Origin of the sequence: Elioraea sp. (assembly GCF_051860475.1) — a bacterium.
Taxonomy (GTDB): Bacteria; Pseudomonadota; Alphaproteobacteria; order Acetobacterales; family Acetobacteraceae; genus Elioraea.
Genome location: NZ_JBHYDW010000189.1, coordinates 1 through 6,865 on the forward strand (window position 1 = coordinate 1; position 6,865 = coordinate 6,865).

The 6,865-nt window shown below is 72.7% G+C and carries 10 protein-coding genes; 5 read left to right on the forward strand and 5 right to left on the reverse strand.

Annotated elements, in window-relative coordinates; all coding sequences use genetic code 11:
• From ACTIFU_RS21510 to tenA, 4 genes are all read left to right on the forward strand, one after another.
• The coding region (locus ACTIFU_RS21510) for a cysteine desulfurase family protein (protein ID WP_439580373.1) at positions 1 to 834 on the forward strand (834 nt) is incomplete at its 5' end.
• A 15-nt stretch (positions 835 to 849) separates the two neighbouring features.
• Positions 850 to 2,025, forward strand: coding sequence for a cysteine desulfurase family protein (locus ACTIFU_RS21515; protein ID WP_439580374.1), 1,176 nt, complete (start codon positions 850 to 852; stop codon positions 2,023 to 2,025).
• Positions 2,026 to 2,040: 15 nt separating this feature from the next.
• Positions 2,041 to 2,373: a ferredoxin family 2Fe-2S iron-sulfur cluster binding protein gene (locus ACTIFU_RS21520; protein ID WP_439580375.1), complete on the forward strand. Its 333-nt coding sequence runs from the start codon at positions 2,041 to 2,043 to the stop codon at positions 2,371 to 2,373.
• Positions 2,374 to 2,377: 4 nt separating this feature from the next.
• Positions 2,378 to 3,064, forward strand: coding sequence for a thiaminase II (tenA, locus tag ACTIFU_RS21525; RefSeq protein WP_439580376.1), 687 nt, complete (start codon positions 2,378 to 2,380; stop codon positions 3,062 to 3,064).
• A gap of 75 nt (positions 3,065 to 3,139) precedes the next feature.
• Here tenA and hisA read toward each other — a convergent pair whose 3' ends face one another.
• From hisA to hisB, 5 genes are read right to left on the reverse strand one after another with little or no spacing between them, the layout of a single operon-like run.
• Positions 3,140 to 3,874, reverse strand: coding sequence for a 1-(5-phosphoribosyl)-5-[(5-phosphoribosylamino)methylideneamino]imidazole-4-carboxamide isomerase (gene hisA, locus ACTIFU_RS21530; RefSeq protein ID WP_439580377.1), 735 nt, complete (start codon positions 3,872 to 3,874; stop codon positions 3,140 to 3,142).
• The gene (locus tag ACTIFU_RS21535) at positions 3,871 to 4,494 is read right to left on the reverse strand and encodes a GNAT family N-acetyltransferase (RefSeq protein WP_439580381.1); all 624 of its coding nucleotides are present in this window, start codon (positions 4,492 to 4,494) and stop codon (positions 3,871 to 3,873) included. The genes hisA and ACTIFU_RS21535 overlap by 4 nt, the downstream gene beginning before the upstream one ends.
• 14 nt (positions 4,495 to 4,508) lie before the next feature.
• Positions 4,509 to 5,174: an imidazole glycerol phosphate synthase subunit HisH gene (gene hisH / locus ACTIFU_RS21540; protein WP_439580378.1), complete on the reverse strand. Its 666-nt coding sequence runs from the start codon at positions 5,172 to 5,174 to the stop codon at positions 4,509 to 4,511.
• The gene (locus tag ACTIFU_RS21545; protein WP_439580379.1) at positions 5,171 to 5,551 is read right to left on the reverse strand and encodes a DUF2628 domain-containing protein; all 381 of its coding nucleotides are present in this window, start codon (positions 5,549 to 5,551) and stop codon (positions 5,171 to 5,173) included. The genes hisH and ACTIFU_RS21545 overlap by 4 nt, the downstream gene beginning before the upstream one ends.
• Positions 5,551 to 6,153: an imidazoleglycerol-phosphate dehydratase HisB gene (gene hisB / locus ACTIFU_RS21550; RefSeq protein ID WP_439580382.1), complete on the reverse strand. Its 603-nt coding sequence runs from the start codon at positions 6,151 to 6,153 to the stop codon at positions 5,551 to 5,553. The genes ACTIFU_RS21545 and hisB overlap by 1 nt, the downstream gene beginning before the upstream one ends.
• Positions 6,154 to 6,258: 105 nt before the next feature.
• On the opposite strand from hisB, the gene hslV reads away from it, so the two are divergent.
• A complete protein-coding gene (gene hslV / locus ACTIFU_RS21555) occupies positions 6,259 to 6,807 on the forward strand; it encodes an ATP-dependent protease subunit HslV (protein ID WP_439580380.1) in 549 nt (182 codons plus the stop codon).
• The last annotated feature ends 58 nt before the right edge of the window (positions 6,808 to 6,865 follow it).

Genomic DNA, 6,865 nt, shown 5'->3' on the forward strand with positions numbered 1-6,865 from the left:
GCGGTGCCGGACGCCGCGCTCATCCCGGTGGACCACGCCGGCGTGGTCGAGCGCGCCGCGCTGGAACGCGCGCTCGCCGCCGATGCGCGCCCGGCGGTGGTCGCGGTGATGCTGGCGAACAACGAGACCGGCACGCTCCAGCCGATCGGCGAGGTCGCGGCGGTCTGCCGGCGCTTCGGCGCGCGGCTCCATGTCGATGCGGTGCAGGCGCCGGGGCGGCTGCCGCTCGGCGACCTCGGCGCGCTTGGGGCCGACACGATCGCGCTTTCGGCGCACAAGGCGGGTGGACCGAAGGGCGCGGGCGCGCTGCTGCTGGCCGCGGGCTGGTGGCCGGGGCCGCTGATCCGCGGCGGCGGGCAGGAGCGGGGCATGCGCGGCGGCACCGAGCCGCTGCCCGCGATCGCCGGATTCGCCTCTGCGGCCAAGGCCGCCGAGGCGTGGCGTGCGTCGGGCGGGGCGGCACGGCTGACGGTGCTGCGCGACGCCATCCTCGCCGGTCTGGCCGGGCGCGTGCCGGCCGCGGTGCCGATCGCCATGGGTGCGCCACGCCTGCCCAACACGGTCTGCGTCGCGCTGCCAGGAGTGGCCGCCGCGACCCAGGTGATGGCGCTCGACCTCGCCGGCGTGGCGGTCTCGGCCGGCTCGGCCTGCTCGTCGGGCAAGGTGGCGGAGAGCCACGTGCTGCGCGCCATGGGGCTTGGCGCCCTCGCCGGAAGCGCGATCCGCGTCAGTCTGCCGTGGGACGCGCCCGACGACGCGGCGTCGCACTTCCTCGACGCCTACGCGGCGATGGCAGCCCGGCTCGCGCGCATGGTTGAACCCGCGCCCGCCTGACGCGACATCCCGGGCATGGACACGCCCGCGCCCCGCAACCGCCCGGTCTATCTCGACAATCAGGCGACCACGCCCTGCGATCCGCGTGTCGTCGCGTCGATGCTGCCGTTCTTCACCGAGCGCTTCGGCAACCCCCACAGTGCCGAGCACCGCATGGGCCGGGACGCCGAGGCGGCGGTGGAGCAGGCGCGCGCACAGGTCGCCGCGCTGATCGGCGCCGAGCCGCGCGAGATCGTGCTGACCTCGGGTGCCACCGAGTCGAACAACATCGCCATCAAGGGCGCGGCCCGGTTCGCGCGCGCGCACGGCTCGGCGCGGACCCGGGTGATCACGGTGGCGACCGAGCACAAATGCGTCCTCGAGAGCGTCGCCGACCTCGCCGCGGAAGGGTTCGAGCCGGTGTTCCTGCCCGTGCGGCCCGACGGGCTGCTCGATCCGGAGACGCTCGCAGCAATGGTCGATGACCGCACGCTGCTGGTCAGCGTGATGGCCGTGAACAACGAAATCGGCGTGGTGCAGGATCTCGCGACCCTGGTGCCGATCGCCAAGCGGGCGGGCGCCCTGTTCCATACCGACGCGGCGCAGGCGGCGGGCAAGATCCCGCTCGATGTCGGTACGCTCGGCGTCGATCTGCTGTCGCTCTCCGGCCACAAGCTCTACGGGCCGAAGGGGGTGGGTACGCTTTATGTGCGAAGGCGGCCGCGGGCGCGGCTGAGCCCGCTGTTCTCGGGCGGCGGGCAGGAGCGCGGGCTGCGCTCGGGCACGCTGCCGGCGCCGCTGATCGTCGGCCTCGGCGAGGCGTGCCGGATCGCCGCGGCCGAGATGGCGGAGGAGGCCGCGCGGCTCGGCGCCCTGCGTGACGCGCTGCATCGCCGCCTCGCCGAGGCGCTGCCGGGGCTCCGGCTGAATGGCAGTGCCAGCGCGCGCATCGCCGGCAATCTCAACCTGACCTTCCCGCGCACGGAGGCGGCGGAGCTGATGGCGCGCGCGCCCGATCTCTGCGTCTCGACCGGCTCGGCCTGTTCCTCGGCCGAGGTGGAGCCCTCTTACGTGCTGCGCGCGCTCGGGCTCACCGACGCCGAGGCAGCGCGCACCTTGCGGATCGGGCTCGGGCGCTTTACCTCGGCCGCCGACATCGACTACGCGGCGGCCGCGCTGATCGCAGCGCATGAGGGCCTGGCGGCCGCCTGAACGACGGGACGTGGCATGCCGAAGATGACCTTCATCGAGCGCGACGGCACGCATCGCGAGGTGGATGCGCCGCTGGGGCTCTCCGTGCTCGAGATCGCGCATCGCCACGGCGTCGATATCGAGGGCGCGTGCGAGGGCTCGCTCGCCTGCTCGACCTGCCACGTGATCGTCGATCGGACGTATTTCGAGCTGCTCCAGACCCCGACCGAGGACGAGGAGGACATGCTCGACCTCGCCTTCGGGCTGGAGGAGACGTCCCGGCTCGGATGTCAGATCGTCATGACCGAGGAGCTGGACGGGCTGGTGGTGCGGCTGCCCAAGGCGACGCGCAACGCGATGAAGGATTGAGCGCGTGGATGCGATTGCCGTGCCGGGTACGCTGTTCGCCCGACTGCGCGAGGCCGCGCGCCCGTCCTGGGAGGCCTATGTCGCCCATCCGTTCGTGCGGGGACTGACGGACGGGTCGCTGCCCGAGCCGGCATTTCGCCGCTATCTCATGCAGGACTATCTGTTCCTGATCCATTTCGCGCGCGCCTACGCGCTGGCGGCGTTCAAGCACGCGACGGTGGCGGATATCCGCGGGGCGGCGGCGACGCTGAACGCGCTGATCGACCACGAGATGCGGCTGCACGTGCAGTACTGCGCCGGCTGGGGCATCGGCGAGCCAGCGATGGAGGCCGAGCCCGAGGCCGAGGAGACCATGGCCTACACGAGGTACGTGCTCGAGCGCGGGCTTGCGGGCGACGTGCTGGATCTGGAGGTGGCGCTGGCGCCGTGCGTGATCGGCTATGCCGAGATCGGCGCGCGCATGGCCTCCGACCCGGCGCTCAAGCGCGAGGGCAATCCGTATCGCGCCTGGCAGGAGATGTACGGGGGCGCGGAGTTCCAGGGCATCGCGTTGGAGGCGATTGCGCGGCTCGATCGGCTCGGTGCGGCGCGCGGCGCCGAGGCGCGCTGGGGCGAGCTGGTGCGGACCTTCGAGGCGGCATGCCGGCTCGAGGCCCGCTTCTGGCAGATGGGGCTGGACGAGGCGCGGTAGTGCGGGGGGTGTGGGGGACCAGCGTGGTCCCCCACCTCGTTTCTTCGGGCTGCGTGCGGTGGCGGTCGCGCACGGTCATCCGCGCGCCGCCCGCAGCGCCTCCTCGGGGCTGATCCGGCCGTCATACAGCGCCCGGCCGACGATCACGCCCTCGATCCCGGCCTCGGCCCGCGCGCGCACGGCGGCGATGTCCTCGACCCGCGCGACGCCGCCGGAGGCGATCACTGGCGTGGTCAGCGCCCAGGCGAGATCCTCGGTCTGTTCGAGATTGAGCCCCGCCAGCATGCCGTCGCGCGAGATGTCGGTGAACACGATCGCCGCCACGCCTGCGTTCTCGAACGCGAGCGCGAGGTCGAGGGCGCGCATGGACGTGGTCTCGGCCCAACCCTCGGTGGCGACATATCCGTCGCGCGCGTCGATGCCGACGACGATCCGCCCCGGGAACGCCCGGCACGCCTGGCGCACCAGTTCCGGGTTCTTGGCCGCCGCACTGCCCAGGATCACCCGCCGAACCCCGCCGGCGAGCCAGCGCTCGATCCCGGCCATGTCGCGGATCCCGCCGCCGAGCTGCACCGGGATGCTCACCGCCGCGAGGATCGCCGAGACCGCGCCGGCATTGGCGCTGCGGCCCTCGAACGCACCGTTCAGGTCAACCACGTGCAGCCAGTCGAACCCGGCCTCCTGCCAGGCGCGCGCCTGCGCGGCCGGGTCCTCGGCATAGACGGTCGCCTCGCTCATCTCGCCGCGGCGGAGCCGGACGCACACGCCGTCCTTCAGGTCGATCGCCGGATAGACCGAGATCGGCGTCACGGGCCCTTGGGCCGCCGCGCGGTCGGTGCGAGACGCTTGAAGTAGAAGTGGCCGGCGATCACCCGGCCACCGACCTGGGCATAGGCCGGGTGCGTGCCCCAGCGGACGAAGCCGGCCGCCTCGAACAGGTGGATGGCGGTCTCCTGGGTCTCGCGCACGTCGAGGTTGAGCACGCGCACGCCGATCGCGGCGGCGTAGTCCTCCACCCGCCGGATCAGTAGCCGTGCGAGCCCGTGGCCGCGCGCGTAGGGCGCGATGAAGAAGTGCATCAGCTGGCCCGAGAAGGCCTGTGCCTCGTTGTTGCGCGGCGGGCGAACGAGCTGGGCCGCGCCGACGATGGTGCCGTCGAGCCGGGCGACGAACAGACTGCGCTCGGGCACCAGCAGCACGCCGCGGAAGTAGCGCGCGAGCGTGTCGCGCGGCTGCGGCTTCACCCAGCCGAACCCGCCGCCGTCCATGATCGCCGCGGCCGCGGCCTCGGCGAGTTCGGTCAGTTCCGCCTCGCTCAGCGACTGGGCGCGGTCGACCGCGGGCGCCGACGCGTCGGGGCGGGCGGTCGGCGTCGACGGCGCTTCGTGGTGCAGTTCCGGCGGCGGCGTCCCGCGATCGTTGCGTTCCATCATGCGCCGCCTCCTCACGGGTTCCACGCCAGGAAGTTCGCCAGGATGCGCAGGCCGGTTGCCTGGCTCTTCTCCGGATGGAACTGCACGCCCGCGACGGGGCCGCGCGCCACCGCGGCCACGACCGAGCCGCCATAGTCGGTCACCGCAATCACGTCCGTCTGGTCCCCTGCAGCCAATGCATAGGAATGGACGAAGTAGACATGGGAAGCTTGAGGAAGTCCTTCCAGAAGTGGGTGAGCCGGCTCGCGCCACGCCAGGGCGTTCCAGCCCATCTGCGGATAGGGCAGATGCGCGGCGGGGTCGTGGCCGGGCAGGTCTCGGATGTGCACCACCTCGCCGGGGACCCAGCCGAAGCCCTGGTGCACCCCGTGCTCGATCCCGCGATCGGCGAGCAGCTGCATGCCCACGCAGATGCCGAGGAACGGCACGCCGCGCCGGCGCACTGCGTCGCCCAGCACTTCAAGCATTCCCGGCACCGCGGAGAGCCCGGCGAGGCAGTCGGCGAAGGCGCCCTGGCCCGGCAGCACGATCCGGTCGGCGCGCGCGACCGTCTCGGCATCGGCGGTGACGATCACCTGCGTACTGCGCTTGGCCTCGGCGGCGACCCGCTCGAACGCCTTGGCGGCGGAGCGGAGATTGCCCGAGCCGTAATCGACGATCGCGACGCTGCCGGTCACGCCCGCGCCGCGCTCCAGGCGAGCAAGTCCGGCCGGCCGCCGTAGAGCCGCGCAAGCGCCTCGTCCTCGCCGCCCTTGGCCGCGACCACGCCGAGCAGGCGCCAGCCGCGGCGTTGCAGGGTCCAGCGCCGGAGGTCGCGCGCGTGGAACCCGACCAGCAGCTGCACCGTGAGCGCGCCGGCGGCGATCACCGCCTCGGGCAGCGCCTGGGTCGCAGCACCGAGCATCGCGCCGAGCGCGACGTAGAGCAGCAGCACCAGCCACATGCGGTTGACCAGAAACCAGAGCATCGGGAACAGGAAGGCGAGCACCGCGAAGCCCTCGCGCACGAGGATGGTGTCGTGGCCCTGGCGGACATGCACGGTCCAGACGCGCATCACCCGACCAGGCTGCCCTTGGTGGAGGGGACGCTGCCGGCCGCGCGCGGGTCGGGCTCGACAGCTTCCCGCAGCGCACGCGCGAGCGCCTTGAAGCAGGCCTCGGCGATGTGGTGGCTGTTGGCGCCGGCGCGCAGCGTCACGTGCAGGGTGATCCCCGCATTGGTCGCGAAGGCGCGGAACCATTCGACGAAGAGCTCCGTGTCCATCTCGCCGACCCTCATGGTCGGAAACGTCACATCCCAGGCGAGATAGGGGCGACCGGAGATGTCCACCGCCGCCTCGGCCAGCGCCTCGTCCATCGGCACGGTCGCGGCACCGTAGCGGCGGATGCCGCGCTTCTCGCCCAGCGCCTGCGCCACCGCCTGGCCGAGCACGATGCCGGTGTCCTCGGTGGTGTGGTGCGCGTCCACGTGCAGGTCGCCCTCGGCGGCAAGCTCGATGTCGAGCATCGAATGCCGCGCGAGTGCCACCAGCATGTGGTCGAGGAAGCCGATCCCGGTCGCGACCCTGGCGGTGCCGGTGCCGTCGAGATCGACGGTCGCGCTGATGCGCGTCTCGCTCGTCTCGCGGCGGATGGAGGCGCGGCGCGGGGGAATCATGGGCAGGGTTCTAGCGAAGCGGCGCAGCGGCGTCCACGCGGGCGGGTTGCTGCGGCGGGCGCGGCGGGCCATCTATCGGGGACCTTGGACACCTCTCCGGACAGCATGAGCACCCACGACCCGACCGGCTGGCACGGCACCACCATCCTTTGCGTCCGCAAGGCCGGGCGCGTCGCCATGGCCGGCGACGGCCAGGTGAGCCTCGGCCAGACCGTGGTGAAGGGGAACGCGCGCAAGGTGCGGCGGATCGGCGGCGGCGCCGTGCTGGCGGGCTTCGCCGGCGCGACCGCGGACGCGTTCACGCTGCTCGAACGGCTCGAAGCGAAGCTCGAGCGGTTCCCCGGCCAGCTCGAACGGGCCTGCGTCGATCTGGCGAAGGACTGGCGCACCGACCGGTTCCTGCGCCGGCTCGAGGCGATGATGGCGGTCGCCGACAAGGACCGCTCCTTCCTGCTGACCGGCACGGGGGACGTGCTGGAGCCCGAGGATGCCGTGATCGGCATCGGCTCGGGCGGGAACTACGCGCTCGCCGCGGCGCGGGCGCTGATCGATCGCGACGACATGGACGCCGAGGCGGTGGTGCGGCGGGCCATGGCCATCGCCGCCGAGAACGGCGTGTACCCCACCGCTAGGCTTACGCTCGAAGTGATCTGAAGGAAGGGTCCCGGGGGGCCATTGGCCCCCCGGAACCCCCTGGAGGGCGCGCCTCCCG

Excerpts from the sequence above, each read along its gene's own strand:
- ACTIFU_RS21545 (WP_439580379.1), bottom strand. The coding sequence starts at position 5,551 with ATGCGCGTCTGGACCGTGCATGTCCGCCAGGGCCACGACACCATCCTC.
- ACTIFU_RS21535 (WP_439580381.1), bottom strand. The coding sequence starts at position 4,494 with ATGGAACGCAACGATCGCGGGACGCCGCCGCCGGAACTGCACCACGAA.
- ACTIFU_RS21515 (WP_439580374.1), top strand. The coding sequence starts at position 850 with ATGGACACGCCCGCGCCCCGCAACCGCCCGGTCTATCTCGACAATCAG.
- ACTIFU_RS21520 (WP_439580375.1), top strand. The coding sequence starts at position 2,041 with ATGCCGAAGATGACCTTCATCGAGCGCGACGGCACGCATCGCGAGGTG.
- hslV (WP_439580380.1), top strand. The coding sequence starts at position 6,259 with ATGAGCACCCACGACCCGACCGGCTGGCACGGCACCACCATCCTTTGC.
- hisB (WP_439580382.1), bottom strand. The coding sequence starts at position 6,153 with ATGATTCCCCCGCGCCGCGCCTCCATCCGCCGCGAGACGAGCGAGACG.